The organism is Clostridium tunisiense TJ, from assembly GCF_000300195.1.
Lineage (GTDB): Bacteria > Bacillota > Clostridia > Clostridiales > Clostridiaceae > Clostridium_J > Clostridium_J tunisiense.
In genome coordinates this window covers 351,673-370,140 of record NZ_AMQH01000006.1, presented here as the reverse complement: position 1 = coordinate 370,140, position 18,468 = coordinate 351,673, and the positions used below count along the sequence as shown (strand labels likewise).

The following is an 18,468-nucleotide window of genomic DNA, read 5'->3' as shown; positions in this document are numbered from 1 at the left end:
ATTATAAAATTATCTTAAGATTACTTAAATAATAAAAAAATAGTATAAAGGAGATATGATTATGAGAGCAGTAGTACAAAGAGTTAAAGCTTCTAGAGTTGAAGTTGATAATAAAGTTATCGGAGAAATAGGCTTAGGTTTAAATGTTTTAGTAGGAATAAGCAAAGAAGATACTAAAGAAGATATAGAATACATAGTTCGTAAAATTGTTGGAATGAGAATATTTGAAGATGAAACTGGAAAAATGACTCATTCCCTTGGAGATGTAAATGGAGAGTTATTGATTATTTCTCAATTTACCCTTTATGGAGACTGCCGTAAGGGAAAAAGACCAGATTTTATGAAGGCTCAAGGTGGAGAAGCAGCGGAGCAACTTTACAATGAGTTAGTAGAAGCTTTTAAAAAGGAAGTTAACAAAGTTGAAACTGGAGAGTTTGGAGCAGATATGCAGGTATACATACAAAATGATGGACCAGTGACTCTACTTTTAGAAAGTAAAAAAGATTTTTAGAGGTGAACTCAATGATAGTTAAAAAATTAATGGCAGGAATATATGGAGCTAATTGCTATATTCTAATGGATGAAGAAACTAAGGAAGCTGTGGTTTTAGACCCAGGTGGGGATGTAGATGATATAGAAAAGGCATTAAATATTTTAGGAGCAAAGGTTAAGTATATACTACTTACTCATGGTCACTTTGATCATACTACAGGTGTAGATGGGCTTCAAACCATAACAAAGGCTCAGGTTGCCATAGGAATAGCTGATAACGAAATGATATTAAAGGAGGTTCAGTACTATGGACCTTTTATTGAGGGAGGAGCACATATAACCTTAAATAATGGAGATACTTTAACTTTTGGGAAAAGTAATCTGAAGATACTTCATACTCCAGGTCATACACCAGGGGGGGTATGCTTTCAAACAGAAAACATGGTTTTCTCAGGGGATACCTTATTTAAGGGATCTGTTGGAAGAAGTGACTTAGCTGGCGGAGATGGAGAGGCTTTAATAAGAAGTATTAAGGAAAAGTTGATGGTATTACCAAAGGAAACAATAGTTTATCCAGGGCATGGTCCAAGTACTACCATTGGAGACGAAGAAATTTATAATCCATTTTTATAGTTTTACATATAAACATAAAGGACTTGATATAAAGTGTATAGCACTGATAAAGAATTTAAAATAAAACTTAATAATCCTGAATTTAGATATGATGTATTTCAAATGATTAACCTTTTTTATAGTTTTGCAGATATTAATTTTATTGAACTTAACAGTGATGAACAAGTTGATTTGTTTGTTAAAGTTCATGAAGATACCATTAAGCTTATAAGCAGGAAAAGAATCGAAGAGTTTGTTATAAATAAAGATTATAAGATTAAAGAAGAAGTTAGAAAAGCAGTGTTCAAGTTTCTTTCTAAGGACACGGGAAAAGCACTTCCTTGGGGAACTTTAGTTGGGATTAGGCCATCTAAAAAAGCTTTAGAACTTTTAGAGAAAGGTTGTTCTGAAGAGGAAATTATAAAAAAGTTTAAGGAAATTAATGGAACATCAGAAGAGAAAGCACAGCTTTGCATAGAAGTTGCAAAATATGAAAGAAATATAGTAAATAAGGATGAAAATACCATAAGTGTTTATATAGGTATGCCATTTTGCCCTACACGTTGTGTATATTGTTCTTTTACCTCTAATCCAATCTCAGGGTGCAAGAGTTTGGTTAAACCATATCTAAATGCCTTATCTAAAGAAATTAAGGCCCTAAGTGATTACATAAAATCCCGTAATCTAAATATAGAATCCGTATACTTTGGAGGGGGAACCCCCACGGCTGTAAATAATGATGAATTTGAAATGATTTTAAGGGATATCTATAATTATTTTGTACATAATCATAATGTAAAAGAATTTACAGTGGAGTGTGGACGTCCAGATAGTATCACTGAAGAAAAGCTTAGGACTATGAAAAAATATAAAGTTCATAGAATTAGTATAAATCCCCAAACTATGAATAATAAAACCTTAAAGCTCATTGGAAGAAATCATAGCGCAGAGGATGCTGTAGATAAGTTCAATTTGGCTAGGCAGTTAGGATTTAATAATATAAATATGGATGTTATTGTAGGGCTTCCTGGAGAAGGTATAGAGGAAATTAACTATACCTGTGAAGAACTTTTAAAACTGAAACCAGATAGCTTAACAATCCATGGAATGTCTATAAAGAGGGCATCTAAGCTTTATGAAAATATGGTTAATAATACTCAGTATGAGATACCTAGTCAACAAGAGCTAAATGAAATGTATAAGGCTACAGTGGAATTATCTAAAGACCTTGGAATGATTCCTTACTACATGTATAGGCAAAAAAACATGATTGGCAACATGGAAAATGTGGGTTACTCAGAAAAGGGTAAAGAAGGTATCTATAACATCCAAATGATAGAAGAAAAGCAGACTATTGTTGCTTTGGGTGCAGATGCAGTTTCTAAAGTAATATTTTTAGAAGAAAACCGAATTGAAAGATTTGGCAATGTAAAAGATGTTAGAGAATATGTAAACAGAATTGATGAAATGATAGACAAAAAGGTGAAGTTATTAGATAGCTTATATAAGCCAGAGCAATAAATACAGGTACTAGTAATTTGAAGTAACCTAAGTAATAAGGAGGAATTTAGATGGAATTTAAAGCACCTAAGGGTACAAAGGACATTTTACCAGGTAGTGTGTATAAGTGGAATTTTATTGAAAAGATAATGAGAGAAATTGCTGCAACTTATGGCTGTAGAGAAATAAGAACTCCTATGTTTGAACATACAGAACTGTTTAAAAGAGGAGTAGGAGAAACTACTGATGTGGTTCAAAAGGAAATGTACACCTTTGAAGATAAGGGAGGAAGAAGTATAACCTTAAAGCCAGAGGGAACTGCACCAACAGTTAGGGCTTTTGTAGAAAACACTCTTTATAGCGAAGCTCAACCAACTAAGATGTTTTACTTTACTCCGGCCTTTCGTTATGAAAAAATGCAAAAGGGAAGATTAAGACAACACCATCAGTTTGGCGTAGAGGTCTTTGGTTCAAAGGAACCATCAGTAGATGCCGAAGTTATAAGTATTGTAATGGATGTTTATAAAAGGCTAGGAGTTGAAGGTATAGAGCTTAATATTAATAGTATTGGATGCCCAACTTGTAGGAAAAAATATAATGAAGCATTAACAGAATTTTTATCTAGCAAAAAAGATGAGCTATGTACAACCTGCTTAACAAGGTTAGATAAGAACCCTTTAAGAATATTAGATTGTAAGGTTGATAGCTGTAAAGAAGTGGTTAAGGGAGCTCCAATTATACTAGACTATATTTGTGAGGAGTGCAGTGAGCACTTTGAAAGTTTAAAAACTTATTTATCAGCTATGGGAATAGAATATGTAGTTAATTCTCAAGTAGTTAGAGGTTTAGATTATTATAGCAAAACCATTTTTGAAATCATGGATAAGGGCTTTACTCTTTGTGGTGGTGGAAGATACGATAATTTAATTGAAGAAATTGGTGGACCATCTATGCCAGCTATAGGCTTTGGTATGGGGATGGAAAGATTACTTCTAACCCTAGATGAAAAAGGCGTAGAAATCCCAGAAGAAACTTATATGGATTTATATGTTGGTTCTATGGGAGAAGAGGGTAAGGTTGAGGCTATAAAGGTTATTCATAGCCTAAGAGGTAATGGAGTTAAGTGCGAATGTGATCATATGGCTAGAAGTGTAAAAGCTCAGATGAAATTTGCTAATAAAATTGCTGCAAGATATACTATGGTACTTGGAGAAGATGAAGTTAAAAATAGAGTAGCTAAGCTAAAGAGAATGAGTGATGGAGAAACTACAGAGGTTTCCTTAGATAGTATAGAAGCTATAGCTAAAATCATAAAAGCTTATATTTAAATTATATAAGGCATCTGAAAATAAATAACAAGTCAAAGATGGGAAGGATATTTTGAGTTCACAAGCACGCTTGTGCAGGCAAGGAAACAGGTTCAGCAGATAGTAGCGCTATCTAAGGGTTCTGTTGACGCAGCATAACACAAAATAGCCGAGCATACTGACTTACTTGTTTTTTGAAGATGCCTAAACTTAAAAGCTGTAATGGAAATAAAGAGGCAACTTGCTTCTTGTAACATAAAGGGAGGAAAAATAAATGGGTGAGTCACTTAATGGACTTAAAAGAAACCTAATGTGCGGTGAACTTAGAGAAAGTCAAGTTGGACAAAAAGTTACTGTAATGGGATGGGTTCAAAGAAAAAGAAATTTAGGAGGTTTAGTTTTTATTGACTTAAGAGATAGAACTGGACTTTTACAAGTAGTGTTTGGTGAAGAAATAAATAAGGAGGCTTTTGAAAAAGCAGACTTAGCTAAGTCAGAATACTGTATTGCAGTTACTGGTGAAGTAATAAAGAGAGAAGCACCAAATGCAAATTTACCAACAGGAATGGTAGAGTTAAAGGGTGAAAATATTAAAATACTTTCTGAGTCCGAAACACCTCCAATTTACATAAAAGAGGATTTAGATGCATCAGAAAATATAAGACTTAAATATCGTTATCTTGATCTTAGAAGACCGGATATGCAAAAAATTCTTATGATAAGACATAAAGCAGCTAAGATAGTTAGAGATTATCTAGATGAGAATGGGTTCCTAGAAATGGAGACTCCGATGTTAACTAAAAGTACTCCAGAAGGAGCTAGAGATTACTTAGTTCCAAGTAGAAATTATCCAGGAATGTTTTATGCACTTCCACAATCTCCACAAATATTTAAGCAATTATTAATGGTATCAGGTTTTGATAGATACTTCCAAATTGTTAAGTGCTTTAGAGATGAGGATTTAAGATCAAACAGACAACCAGAGTTCACACAAATAGATTTAGAAATGAGCTTTGTAGAACTTAACGATGTCATTGCTTTAAACGAAGGCTTAATTCAAAGAGTATTCAAAGAAGTAATTGGTGAGGAAGTAAAACTTCCAATTAGAAGAATGCCTTATGCAGAAGCTATGAATAAATACGGTAGTGATAAGCCAGATTTAAGATTTGGCATGGAAATAAAAGATATTACTGAGGCAGTAAGAGGTACAGAGTTTGCTGTATTTAAAAATGCTATAGAAAATGGTGGATCAGTAAGAGCCATAGTTGCTGAGAACTCTGCAGATATGGGAAGAAAGAAACTTGATAAACTTGGAGAGTTTGTGAAAACTTACAAGGCAAAGGGACTTGCTTGGATAGCTTATAAAGAAGATGAAATAAAATCTCCAATATCTAAATTCTTTGATGAAGCTGGAATGCAGGCTATTATAGAAGCTGCTGGTGCAAAAACAGGGGATTTAATACTAATTGTAGCTGATATGGATAATGTAGTATTACAATCACTAGGAGCATTAAGATTAGAACTTGCAAAAGAACTAGGAATTTTAGAAAATAACAAAGAGTTTAACTTTGTATGGATAACAGAATTCCCACTTCTTGAATATGATGAAGAAGAAAATAGATATGTGGCTCTTCACCATCCGTTCACATCACCAATGGATGAGGATTTACAGTACTTAGACACTGATCCAAAGAGAGTTAGAGCAAAGGCTTATGACATTGTATTAAATGGTGAGGAGTTAGGTGGAGGAAGTATAAGAATCCATGATACGAATCTTCAAGAAAAGATGTTCAGTCTTCTTGGCTTTAGTCAAGAAAGTGCTTGGGAAAGATTTGGATTTTTATTGGAAGCCTTCAAATATGGACCACCACCACATGGCGGTTTAGCATATGGATTAGATAGAATGGTAATGTTCTTAGCAGGCACTGATAACATTAAAGATGTTATTGCTTTCCCTAAGAATCAAAATGCATACTGCCCAATGAGTGAGGCGCCAAACGTGGTTGAAGAAAAACAACTTAAAGAACTTGGAATTAATATAGCTAAGAACAATTAATTTTACATTGTAAGTTAATTATATAAGTTGAAAAAGTATTCCTACATTACTTAATAAATCAAAGACAACTTATATGAAATAGAATATAAAAGTAGGTTTATTATTAGTGTAGTTTCTTTATTGCATTCTATATAAAGAAAAATATTAATTATATAATGTATACTTGGTTGGAGCTAGGAGTTATTAGGTTTGAAGAATAGTCCTTTATAGGATGAAAGGTTTTTAAGTTTAAGTTGTTAAATACAAGAAACTTATCCAGATTTTAAAAAGAATAATATCCAGCATAGGGGATATACTATTATTGTAAAATCTTTAGTATGAAATTTTAATTCTATTTGCAATTACACTAAAATTATTATATAATGTAGTTACAAGTTAGAAATGATCTGCTGTGTGCGCGGAACTGGTCTATGTTGAGCCAACAGTGATTTAAAAGGAAGAAGTTCTTTTTATGGAGTGTTGACCTATCCTTTATTATTAATATTAACTGATAGGTACCAGAAGTAAAAAGGCGGAATCCACCCGTAAGAGAACGGGTTCAAATATACCAGCATAAACGGCACAGCGGTTTATATTAAAGATTTTACTTTAAATAATAGAGTTAGCAAGATTATTCTTGCTAACTCTCATTATGAGAATTAAGATACCACTCATTTGAGTGGTATTTTTTATACGCATAATTGGATTTCCAATAATTCTTTATATAAAGTCTATTATCTAAAGGAAGTGTAGTGAAAGGATTTTAAAAAAAGCAACTAAAAAAATTAAGGAATTTATAAGTTAAGTAATAAATTCATAATAATGAATTGAAATTTCTGAAAAAAACTCTTCATAATAAGAAAACCTTCTATAAATATACTTTATTTTTTTATAAAAAATAGTATAATAGAGATATGTTTACTAGTATAATTTTACAGTACAGGTTACTAAATGTAAGTAAATTAAATTACTCTACTGTAAGGTTTTGCAAAAACTTAAATAACTAATTCTATTTCTTACACTAAAGCAGTTGATTAGCAACATTTTGAGGTATTAAATCACCTATCTCTTTACAAGAGGGGCTTTTATGCAAATTAGGTATTGGTGGAGGAAACTTCTAAGAAGGTTGCTAAACAAAATAAAATTCATTAGCTAATTGGTAAAATAAGGGTTAATATGGTGGTTATGTCGGTATTATTTAACACAAAGGTTTTGGATGAGGAGAATAGGTTATGGAAATTTTATCACAAGGAGAAAAAATAAAAAGAATACGAAAAAACTTTAAAATTAGACAACAAGACATTACTGGTGGGGAAATAACAAGAGAACTTATAAGCATAATCGAAAACAATAAAACTAATCTTACACCCAATGTGGCACAAATAATTGCAGATAATATTAATAGAATCTGCAAAGAGAGAGACATTGATTTCTCTGTTGAAGCTAGTTATTTATTAGAGGATATTAAAGAACAATCTAATAAAATTGCAGATAATTATATAGAATTTTTAGTTAAAAATGAGAATAGCTTCTCTGAAAGTTTAGTTAAAGAAATGGATGAAATAGAGGTTTTCTGCATGAAGTACGGGGAACCAGAAAAAAATCTAGCTCTTTATGAAAAAATAGGGGAGATATATGGAAGACAAAAAGATTATGATAAAAGTTATATGTATTATGTCAAAGCTTTGGAGAACGCTACAAGAGTAGAAGATTCTAAAGAATTAGCAATAATTCTTGAAAAAATTGGTGATTTATGTTTAACACTAATGAAATATGAGGAAGCTATACATTTTAACAACTTAGCCCTAAAGTATGGTGGAGCTTTAAATAGGGAGCTGAAATATAAATTAATTTTTAATAATATATTAGCAAATATAAATTTAAAAAAATATAACAAGGCTTTAGAGGAAATCGAAGAAATTTTAAGTGCGTTTCCCAAGTTAACATATGAAGAACTATTTGAAATTCATAGATTTAAGGCTAATTGTCTTAAAGAAATGAAGTTATTTAATGATAGTTTTAAGTTAAGTAAAGCAATATTAGATGAATTTATTAATAATAATGTAGTTAGAAAGATATTAATATTGACTGATATATTAGACATTTGCATAATTTTAAAGGACTACAAAAATATTAAAACTTATTTAAAGAAGCTTAATAATGAATTAAGCAATGGTACTAATACAGATAATGATTGTTGTATTGTTAATGCACATCTTCAAGTGGGGATAGCATCAACTTTATTACAGGACATAGAACAGGCTAAGGTGCATTTTGAAAAGGTAATAAGTATGTGCAAAAGTGGCAAGAGCCTTGAGTTGCTAGGAAAAGCATTAGGAGAGTATTTAAATGCTCTAGTTTTAGAAAAGAATTTAGAGTCCATAAATGATTTTAAAAATAATATTTTAGAGTTATTATCTCTTAAAATTATAGATCATAATGATGTAAATATAATTAAATTAATACAGTTTTATAATAGTATAGAGGATAGAGAAAGCATAGATAATATGTTGTTATTTATCTTAGAAAATAAATAGTATTATCATGGATGCAAATAAACTAGCAAGGAAGCTGAGCTTGCTAGTTTATTTACCTCTAATAAAGATATTAAAGATTATAAATATTATTGAGTACAAGAATCCATTATACTATATGGAAAAATCACTTTAACATTTAATTTATGAATTCCTACTATCTTGATTATTTTAAGGCTTTTAAAAGTGAATAAATTAAATTTTTCACAAAGCAATCCTATGTTGAAGGTGAATTTAAACATCTCCAGAAAGATTTTAGATAGAAAGAAAGCCGTTAGTTATATATTGGAGTCTACATATATTAAGAAGTTTAAAAAGCAAATGTAACATAAGTAAGTTATAAGTTATAAAATTTATTTACACATAAAGTTAAGATTTAGTATCAAAATCAAGATAATAATATAATGCTTATTGGTATAAATATGCAAAAGGAAAATGTTGAAACAAATAACTGAATTGAAACTATGAATAAAAAAATAAGGTTACAATATCAAATGTGATTTTCATATATAAAAAATATTGAAAGTATTTTTTAATATATTAAAATTAAAGTGTTAAAATTATAACCCTTAAGAGACTAATTTAACTAATCAACAATATAATTTTCCTTCAAGTTATAAAATATATGTATAAGTTTAAAAAGTATATGTAGATACCTTAAGTAAATACTAAGGATATTTAGAAAAGTATATAAAGGTTAAAAGCTATAATTAAAAAGTTTCAAAAAAATCTAGCAAGATTTTTAAATCTTACTAGATTTTTATTATTTCTTCAAACTTTCTAATTTATTAAATTTCAATTTATTTATAATTTTACTTATAGTAGAAACTAAAATTATTCCTACAGCAATAGAAGCGGCGTTGAAAAGGGTTTGGATGCCCAGAACAATAGATTTGCTTACGTTACCTTGAACTGCTTCAAAGGTTGTATAGTACATACTGCCTCCAGGAACTAAGGGAATTAGAGCACATATTAAGAATATTGTTACAGGATTTTTCATTATTCTTGCAAAGATTTCTGAAAACACACTTATAACTATAGAAGCAACGAATAAAGCTACAATTTCTGAACCAGTAGAATTCTTAGTTATTAGGTAAAAAAGCCATCCAAGTCCTCCACCAATTGAAGCAATTATCAAGTTTTTACCCCGTACATTAAATAAAATGCCAAAACCTAAGGAACTAATAAAGGCATATAAAACACTTATCATAATTACACTCCCCCAAAGATATATATCCAAGTTTTAAATACTATACCTGTTCCAGCTGCAATTGCGCCTGCAATCATTAGGGCTTCTAAGGAACGAGATAATCCAGATAATAAGTCACCTGCAATGGTATCACGTATACCATTAGTTATAGCAAGACCAGGAACTAAAAGCATTATAGAACCTATAATAATCTTATCTACGTTAAAGCCTGGCAAGAAGGTACTAACCATTAAAGCAATAAGAGCAGCTAAAGCCCCACCTAATACATTAACAAAGAACCCATTCACATCTAATCTATCTAAATAATTACTAAGGAGCTTAATTAAAATTCCTGCAATAAAGGAGATAAAGAAATCTCTAATATTTCCTCCGAATAAAAGGGAGAAAAAGGCAGTAGTAACGCCGGCAGCAATTATTGTGATTTTATTACCATATCTTTGGTGCCTTTCAATTTTTTTTACTTCATCTTTTAAATCTTTCATCAAAAGAGGTTTTGAATACAAAGATCTAGACAAATTATTTATTGCAGATATTTTTTCAAGATCTACTGTTCTTGAAGTAATTCTTCTTATAACAGTGGTAGTTTCCCCCATTTGATTTGTGATAGAAATCATTACTACTGTAGGGGTAACAAAACTTTCAGTAGATTTAATATTATAAGCATTACAAATCATAGAAATAGTTTGTTCTACTCTATAGGTCTCTCCACCATTTTCTAGCATTATTTTCCCAGCTTCAGCAGCTATATGGACAATTTCATCATTATACATTGAAAACACCTCCTATAGTAATATAGGGAACTAAATCAAATGATTAAACTTAATAAACATTTTAATTCCCTTAAGGCCTTCATATAGAAACATATGAAATATTTCCCTTTTAACTCTATATCATTGTTATTATATATCAAAAACTTAATAAAATGTAATCTGTTAGAATATTAAGTTTTAGTCATTATTCAAAGGTGGCAGAGTAGATTTGTTTTGTTAGAATTGATTAATTACAAAGGTATAATTATAATTAAATTATAGTGATGTAAATATAGTAATATAGGGTTATAATTAATTTTACTCAGCTATAAAACACTTGAAAGAAGAACAGGGATTTATGTACAAGTTAAGGACTTTAATTCTTAATTTCTATTGAGATAATATTAATTTAATTACTTAAAAGTTAGCTATAACACAAAATAAGGGATTTAATTAACTTAGTTAATTAATATAAAATGGGGGATATGAATGAATAAGATTGAAAGTATTTTAGAAAATCTTATCAATAACTTAAAAGAAGGAATACATGTAGTCGATAGTAAGGGCAAAACTATTTATTATAATAATGCTATGGCAACAATGGAAGGGTTAAAAAGAGAAGATGTTCTTGGCAAAAAAGTTTATGAATACTTAAAGGGCATGGAAGGCACCTCTACACTGATGAATGCGCTTAATAATAATGAGGAGTTTAAAGATGTGGTTCAGCAATATAGCAATAATCATGGTAAGAATATTACATCAATCAACACCACAGTGCCAGTGGTTATAGGGGAAAAAACTGTAGCTGCCATTGAAATTGCAAGAGATATGACTCAGCTTAAAAAGTTAAATGAAAAGATATGCATGCTAGAGAATGCCATAAAAGAAAAAGAAAATAACTATACCTTTAAAGATATAATTGGTAACAGCCCAAAAATAAGGAATGAAATTAACAAGGCTGTAAAAGCAAGTCTTTCAAACTCCTCTGTGCTAATTTACGGAGAAACAGGATCTGGTAAAGAATTATTTGCTCAAAGCATCCATTATAATGGAATTCGAAAGGATAAGCCTTTTATTCCTATAAACTGTGCAGCAATACCTAGTGCACTTTTAGAAGGAATGCTATTTGGAACTGTGAAAGGTGGCTTTACAGGAGCAGAAAATAAAAAAGGATTATTTGAAGAAGCTCATAGGGGCACTGTGCTATTAGATGAAATTAACTCCATGGAACCTTATCTTCAATCTAAACTTTTAAGGGTACTTCAAGATGGATATATAAGACCTGTTGGAAGTAATAAAATCATTGATATAGATGTAAGAGTTATTGCAACCTTAAATGAAGAGCCAGAAATGCTTATAAGAGAAGGAAAGCTTAGAAAAGATTTTTATTATAGGTTAAGTGTAATGAGAATTGATGTACCGTCTCTTAGAGAAAGAAAAGAAGATATTAAAGAAATTACAGAGAACTTTATAAGTCACTATAACACTCTTCTTTCTAAAAATATAAAGGGTCTTAGTGAAGAGGTTTGGGAAAAGTTTTACGAATATAATTGGCCGGGAAATATCAGGGAGCTTAAAAATACCATTGAATCAGCTATGAACATGGTGGATGATGGTGAAGTGCTAACTAAAGAATTCTTTGAAAATAAAATTACTATGGTGGGAGATTTAAATAACGATAGTAAGTTTACTGGGGATTTATCTTTAAATAATCATCTAGAGGAAGTAGAAAAGGCCATAATAACAAAAATATATAAAAAAAATGGAGAGAATATTACCCGAACAGCAGATGAATTAAAAATTTCTAGGCAGAATTTGCAGTATAAATTAAAAAAATACAATTTATAATGGGAAGAAACCTTTGATTTCTAAATATTATAATTAAATAATAGTGTGAATAATTATAAAAGATATACAAGTGCCGTAAATTCGGCAGGGTAAGTGCAAAAAAATATGCATTTACCCTTTTTTATTTGAAATTTATGTAAGTAAACTTGTTTTGTTTCAAAGAATGAAGAAAAAAATTTTGCGGTAAAAAAATAATTTCATTATAAGATTTAAAATATTTAGAATATTATACAAAATAATTGTTATAACTACAGGAAATTTCTAATCTTTCGCAAAAAATACTTGGCATGGAAATTGCTGTATTAAAAGAGTAAAGTGAAAATTAAATTCTAAGGGGGAATATGAATATGGAAAATGTTAAAGTAGCAATTTGGGGCTTTGGGGCTATGGGAAGCGGAATGGCTCGTATGCTTTTAAAGAAGAAAGGTGTAGATATAGTAGGAGTATGTGACTTACACCCAGAAAGAGCTGGCAGAAGTATTTATGAAGTTTTAGGTGTAGAAAGAGGAGAAAGACCAGAGGTTATAATTAATCCTAACATAGATGAAGTATTAACTGAAAAGTGCTGTGACATATGCCTTTGTGCAACAGACTCTTTCACTAAAAATGCCTTCCCAAGATTAAAGAAAGTATTGGAGAAGAAAATAAATGTAATTTCAACTGCAGAGGAAATGTCTTATCCACAAGCTCAAAATCCAGAACTTGCAGCAGAGCTAGATAAAATTGCTAGAGAAAATGGAGTTTCTATTCTTGGAACAGGAATAAACCCAGGACTCATCATGGATTTATTAGTAGTTTGCTTAACTGGCTGCATGACAGATGTAGACCACATTGAAGCTAAGAGAGTAAACAGTCTATCACCATTTGGACCAGCAGTAATGGAAGAGCAAGGTGTTGGAATGAAGGTAGATGATTTCAATAAAGGGGTTGCTGATGGAAGCTTAGCAGGACACGTTGGTTTCTCTGAGTCTATTAACATGATTGCTGATGCTATTGGCTGGAAGGTTGATAAGTTTGAGCAACAAATGGCTCCAATAGTTACATCAGTAGATAGAAAATCACCATTTGGTTTTGCAGCTGCTGGAGATGTAGCGGGAGTTAACATGACTGGACAAGGTTTTGTAGATGGACAGGTTAAAATTGACATGATCCACCCACAACAAATTGAGCCTGAAATGGAAGGCACCTTTACAGGAGATTATATCACTATAAAAGGTACTCCAGAAGTTAATATGTCTATTAAGCCAGAAGTTGATGGAGGACTTGGAACAATAGCTATGTGTGTTAACATGATTCCTCATGTTATTAATGCAGATCCAGGCTTAAAAACAATGATAGATTTACCAGTACCAAGAGCTATTATGGGAGACTTTAGAACTTTTATAAAGAGATAATATAGAGTGTTAAATTTAAGTTAGTAAATTAGAAGGCTTTATGGTTAAAAGCCAGTAAGATATGTAAAATTAATTTAGAATTTAAATTAAACTTCCTTGGAGTAAATTTGAAAAATAAATGAGAGATTTAATCCAAGGAAGCATATTATAAAGTTACTTTCAGCTATATATAAATTGAGAATTTATGAGAGAAATATGGGTAAATAAAATAAATATTAAAAGAATTTTGGAGGTGGATAACTTGATTAAGGTAGGAACTTTCGTTGAGATAACAAACAAAGTTTTAGATCCAGAGGATAGATCACCTGTTATACCAGAGGAAACAAAAAGTACTCCACTTATGATGTGGGTTAGAGGTTTTACTACAACAGAATGTAACCTAGGAGAAGAAACAGAAGTTGAAACTCCTAGTGGAAGAAAAGTTAGAGGGGTAGTAACCGCAGTAGAGCCAGCTTACACTCATGATTTTGGTAGATATGTAAGTGAAATCGCATATATAGGAAAGCAGGCAAAGGAAATGATTTTCAAATAGTGTAAGGAAGTAGGTGAATAAGGTGAATAAATATGAAGCTCTCATGGAGAGAAAAAATGAAATAATGATAAAGTCAGTAGGAATTGACTTTAGTAAGTATGAAAAAGGGGCATTAGCTTTTGATTATGAAGCTATGATGAGAGACACTGGATATTCCTTAAGTGACATCATGAAAATTCAAAGGGAAGTTGGGGTAGGTAACACTCCTATTCTAGAGTTAAAAAATATCACAGCCCTAGCGAGAAAAGTTTCTAAAACAGGAAAAGCAGCTAGAATTTTTATAAAGGACGAAAGTTGTAACCCCTCAGGAAGCTTTAAGGATAGAAGAGCCTCTGTATCAGTTTATGATGCAAAGCAAAGAGGCTATAAGGGAGTTGCATCTGCAACTTCAGGAAACTATGGAGCAGCGGTTGCATCTCAAGCAGCTATGCAGGGATTAAAATGTATAATAGTGCAAGAATGCTATGACTCTAAAAAAGTAGGTCAACCAGAAATCTTAGAAAAGGGAAGAAAGTGTGAAGGCTTAGGAGCAGAGGTGCTTCAGCTTACTGTAGGTCCAGAGCTTTTCTATACTTACTTAAATGTATTAGAAGAAACAGGCTTCTATAACGCATCTTTATACTCTTCTTATGGTATTGCAGGAGTAGAAACCCTAGGTTATGAAATTGCAACTCAATGTAGAGAAAAATTCGGCAAGGATCCAGAAGTGGTAATTGCAACCCATGCTGGTGGGGGGAACGTAACTGGTACAGCAAGAGGTCTTATAAAGGCTGGAGCTACAAATACAAAAATGGTAGGAGCTTCTGTAAATTTAGAAGGACTTCATATGGCAAGTGATAAGGATTTTAACAGAAAATCCTTCACTACAGGACACACTGGCTTTGGAATACCATTTATGGTTTGGCCAGATAGAAGTGACGTACCAAGAAGTGCAGCAAGACCGCTTAGATATTTAGATAGATATGTAACGGTAGCTCAAGGACAAGTTTTCTATATGACAGAGCTTCTTGCTCAACTTGAAGGCTTAGAAAGAGGACCAGCAGGAAATACTTCTCTTGCAGCAGCTTTTGTAATAGCTCAAGAGATGGATAATGATGAAATTATAGTAATTCAAGAAACAGAATACACTGGAGCAGGAAAACACATTTTACCTCAACTTACCTTTGCAAAGAATAATGGCATAGAAATCCTTAAGGGTGATCCAAAAACAGAGGTTCCAGGGAAGAATATTGTGCTTCCAGAAAGTCCAGTTATGCTTCAAGTGGATGATAAGGATTTAAATGGGTACAGAAAATCACTTATTAAAAACAGTATCAAAAAACTAGAAACCAACACAGTAGATATTCTTGATATAGATTTCCTATGTGAAGAAACAAAATTAAGCAAGGTGGAAGTAATAGATATACTTTCTAGCCATGGTATTTTCGTTAAATAATGAACAAGTTCATTTTGTTCACAACTTTGGAAGCTAATTTGTACTGCTACTAAAGCAGCTTAAATAGCCAGAGCAACTGTCACTAAAAGAAGATGGGAGCCTTAAAGCTTCCAAAATGTTGTTAAATAAATAATTGGGGGGAAAAGCAGTGAAAAGAGAAGATGATTTTGAAAAAAGAAGAGAGCATTTAAAAAACTTAACTGATGAGGAGTTATATGAAAGATTCTGGGCACTAACTGAACAAATAGCTAGCCCAATGGTAGACTTAGCTTATAACAACACATCTTCTTCCATAGAAAGATCTGTGCTTTTAAGAATGGGTTTTTCAAGTATAGAATCTTCAAAAATAGTTCAAGAAGGCATGAAGGCAAAGCTTTTAGGAAAAGGCATGGGAAATGTGGTTTTAAAATATTCTGAGCTTAAAGGAATAAACTACTTAGAAGCAGGCCGTGAACTAGGAGAAGGTAAAGGTTGGGCTGAAGTATCAGGGTTATTTAGGGGGGATAAATAATGCTAGAAGAAAACAAGAAAATAAATGTGGAAGAGATACTTAAGGATTTAGATAAGTATGAGCCAAAAAGAAGAGGTTGGCATTGGAGAGAAGCTCACAATGAGCCAATGGGAGAATTTGAGTACAGAGAAATCACAAAACCACTTAAAAACAGTAAAGCTCTTCCATCAGCAAGAAGCTTTAACAACATAGATCCTCAACCAAAACCAGTAATTACTACTGAGATTGCTTCAGGAAGATTTGAAGATGATATAAGAAGAATGAGAATGGCTGCATGGCATGGAGCTGATCACATCATGGTTATCAGAACTGCTGGACAAAGCCATTATGATGGATTAATTGAAGGTTCACCAGAGGGAATTGGTGGAGTTCCAATCACAAGAAAAGAAGTAAGAGCTACAAGAAAAGCTATTGATTTAATAGAAGAAGAAGTAGGAAGAGAAATTAACTTCCACTCTTACGTATCAGGGGTTGCAGGTCCTGATATAGCAGTTATGTTTGCTGAAGAGGGAGTTAATGGTGCTCACCAAGACCCACAATACAATGTTTTATACAGAAATATTAACATGGTAAGATCCTTCGTAGATGCCGCTGTAGCTAAGCACATGATGGCTTGGGCAGATATGCTTCAAATAGACGGAGCTCACAATGCTAATGCAACAGCAATGAAAGGCTACATGGTAATGCCAGAGCTTATGGTTCAACATGCTATAAACTCTAAATACTCTGAAATGGTTGGAATGAAGCCAAGCAATATTGCTCTTTCAACAGTACCACCAACAGCGCCACCAGCTCCATGCTTAAGATATGACTTACCTTATGCAGTGGCATTAAGAGACTTATTTAGAAACTATAAAATGAGAGCTCAAATGAACACTAAGTACATGGATTCTTGTACAAGAGAGGCTACAGTAACTCACAGCTTAAATCTACTGATTTCTGAGCTTACTTCAGCTGATATTCAAAGTACAATTACTCCTGATGAAGGAAGAAACGTGCCATGGCATTACAATAACATCCATGCAGTAAATACTGCAAAACAAGCCTTAATTGGTATGGATGGATTAATGGATATGGTAGAACTTAAAAAAGAAGGATATCTACCAGAAAAAGTTAGAGAGCTTAAAGAAAGAGCTGTATTATTCCTAGAGGAAATCATTGAAAATGGCGGATACTTCAAAGCAGTTGAAGATGGCTTCTTCGTTGACTCTGGAGAATATCCAGCAAGAAACGGTGATGGTATTGCTCGTAAAATAGATGGAGGACTTGCAGTAGATACTGTAGTTCCAAGAGATAAGGATTACTTTGCACCAGTTTGTGCGCACTTTGGTTACAACAATGTACCAGAAAAATATGAGCATGCTTGTGATGCAATAAAAGGATGTACTTTCTGCGATAGAAGCAAGATTGTTTACATTGATGAGTTAGATGAAGAAGATAATGTTATTAAGAGAATGGAAAAAGTTAAGGAAGATGGAACCATTGTTCCAGAGGTTGAATGGAAAAAAGATGGTTATGTATCTGTAACTCTATTCATTCCAGAAGACCCAAGAATTGCAGAAGCAGCAGCACTTGAAATGGGTAAAAACATGAACTTAACAGATGTGGAAATTATCCATAAGCAAGTTATGCAAGATGCTGAAGGAACTTTAGTTGAGATTAAAGGAAGAGTTAACTTTAAAATTGTTAGAGATGAATTAAAGCTTCCAGAAGTTAAAGAAATTCTTGCAGATGATGTAATGAGAGATTACGTTAAAAATCGTCCAGTTAAAGTCGTAGCAGCTACTGCAGGGGAAGATGAGCACTCTGTTGGTTTAAGAGAAGTAATTGACATTAAGCACGGAGGAATAGAAAAGTACGGTATTGAAGCTGTTTACCTTGGAACTTCTTGCCCAGTAGAAAAGTTAATTGATGCAGCTATTGAAACGAAGGCTGATGCAATTTTAATGAGTACAATCATTACTCATAACGATGTTCATATGAAGAACATGAGAAAATTAAATGATCTTTGTATAGAAAAAGGAGTTAGAGATAAGCTTATATTAGCTTGTGGAGGAACTCAGGTTACTAATGAAATTGCTGTAGCAAATGGAATGGATGCAGGCTTTGGTCGTGGAAGCAAGGGACACCATGTGGCTTCATTTATCATTGAAACTTTAATGAAAGAAGAACAGTAAGGTTTAACTATTCATTAAAAATTTTCATGAGTAAATATAAACACAAATAAGTTAAAAGAAAATGAAATTATTCCTTTAACTAAAATAAACTAAGGGCATACAAAATTACTGTATGCCCTTAATCATAGGAGT

At 32.1% G+C, this 18,468-nt stretch carries 14 protein-coding genes and 1 other RNA gene; 13 read left to right on the top strand and 2 right to left on the bottom strand.

Annotated elements, in window-relative coordinates:
* Positions 1-61 precede the first annotated feature (61 nt).
* From dtd to C661_RS0107145, 7 genes are all read left to right on the top strand, one after another.
* A complete protein-coding gene (dtd, locus tag C661_RS0107170; RefSeq protein ID WP_017414642.1) occupies positions 62-511 on the top strand; it encodes a D-aminoacyl-tRNA deacylase in 450 nt (149 codons plus the stop codon).
* A gap of 11 nt (positions 512-522) precedes the next feature.
* On the top strand, positions 523-1,125 hold the full coding sequence (locus C661_RS0107165) for an MBL fold metallo-hydrolase (RefSeq protein WP_017414641.1): 603 nt from the start codon (positions 523-525) through the stop codon (positions 1,123-1,125).
* 33 nt (positions 1,126-1,158) lie between these two features.
* Positions 1,159-2,625, top strand: coding sequence for a coproporphyrinogen III oxidase (locus C661_RS0107160; RefSeq protein WP_017414640.1), 1,467 nt, complete (start codon positions 1,159-1,161; stop codon positions 2,623-2,625).
* Positions 2,626-2,675: 50 nt separating this feature from the next.
* A complete protein-coding gene (gene hisS / locus C661_RS0107155) occupies positions 2,676-3,932 on the top strand; it encodes a histidine--tRNA ligase (protein ID WP_017414639.1) in 1,257 nt (418 codons plus the stop codon).
* Between the two features lie 253 nt (positions 3,933-4,185).
* Complete coding sequence (gene aspS / locus C661_RS0107150) at positions 4,186-5,967, top strand: aspartate--tRNA ligase (protein WP_017414638.1); 1,782 nt, start codon at positions 4,186-4,188, stop codon at positions 5,965-5,967.
* 380 nt (positions 5,968-6,347) lie between these two features.
* Positions 6,348-6,542: non-coding RNA, 6S RNA (gene ssrS, locus C661_RS23105), on the top strand.
* Between the two features lie 636 nt (positions 6,543-7,178).
* Positions 7,179-8,483 carry a helix-turn-helix transcriptional regulator gene (locus tag C661_RS0107145; protein ID WP_017414637.1) on the top strand — a complete coding sequence of 435 codons (1,305 nt, stop codon included), beginning with the start codon at positions 7,179-7,181 and terminating at the stop codon, positions 8,481-8,483.
* 760 nt (positions 8,484-9,243) lie between these two features.
* On the opposite strand, the gene C661_RS0107140 is transcribed toward C661_RS0107145, so the two are convergent.
* Together C661_RS0107140 and C661_RS0107135 are read right to left on the bottom strand one after the other, a co-directional pair.
* Positions 9,244-9,690 carry a threonine/serine exporter family protein gene (locus C661_RS0107140; RefSeq protein WP_017414636.1) on the bottom strand — a complete coding sequence of 149 codons (447 nt, stop codon included), beginning with the start codon at positions 9,688-9,690 and terminating at the stop codon, positions 9,244-9,246.
* A gap of 2 nt (positions 9,691-9,692) precedes the next feature.
* Entirely contained in the window at positions 9,693-10,460 is a 768-nt protein-coding gene (locus C661_RS0107135; protein WP_017414635.1) for a threonine/serine exporter family protein, read from the bottom strand.
* Positions 10,461-10,928: 468 nt separating this feature from the next.
* Between C661_RS0107135 and C661_RS0107130 the strand changes: the two genes are divergently transcribed.
* The 6 genes from C661_RS0107130 to oraE all read left to right on the top strand — a co-directional run bounded on the left by C661_RS0107130 (position 10,929) and on the right by oraE (position 18,336).
* Positions 10,929-12,287 (top strand): sigma-54 interaction domain-containing protein, encoded by a 1,359-nt coding sequence (locus C661_RS0107130; RefSeq protein ID WP_017414634.1) that lies wholly within the window; start codon positions 10,929-10,931, stop codon positions 12,285-12,287.
* Positions 12,288-12,634: 347 nt separating this feature from the next.
* On the top strand, positions 12,635-13,681 hold the full coding sequence (gene ord, locus C661_RS0107125) for a 2,4-diaminopentanoate dehydrogenase (RefSeq protein WP_017414633.1): 1,047 nt from the start codon (positions 12,635-12,637) through the stop codon (positions 13,679-13,681).
* A gap of 232 nt (positions 13,682-13,913) precedes the next feature.
* Positions 13,914-14,213 (top strand): 2-amino-4-oxopentanoate thiolase subunit OrtA, encoded by a 300-nt coding sequence (gene ortA, locus C661_RS0107120; protein ID WP_026050975.1) that lies wholly within the window; start codon positions 13,914-13,916, stop codon positions 14,211-14,213.
* 13 nt (positions 14,214-14,226) lie between these two features.
* Positions 14,227-15,648 (top strand): 2-amino-4-oxopentanoate thiolase subunit OrtB, encoded by a 1,422-nt coding sequence (gene ortB, locus C661_RS0107115; RefSeq protein ID WP_278243998.1) that lies wholly within the window; start codon positions 14,227-14,229, stop codon positions 15,646-15,648.
* Positions 15,649-15,796: 148 nt separating this feature from the next.
* On the top strand, positions 15,797-16,159 hold the full coding sequence (locus tag C661_RS0107110; RefSeq protein ID WP_017414630.1) for an ornithine aminomutase subunit alpha: 363 nt from the start codon (positions 15,797-15,799) through the stop codon (positions 16,157-16,159).
* Positions 16,159-18,336 (top strand): D-ornithine 4,5-aminomutase subunit OraE, encoded by a 2,178-nt coding sequence (gene oraE / locus C661_RS0107105; RefSeq protein WP_017414629.1) that lies wholly within the window; start codon positions 16,159-16,161, stop codon positions 18,334-18,336. Before C661_RS0107110 ends, oraE begins: the two co-directional genes overlap by 1 nt.
* Positions 18,337-18,468 lie beyond the last annotated feature (132 nt).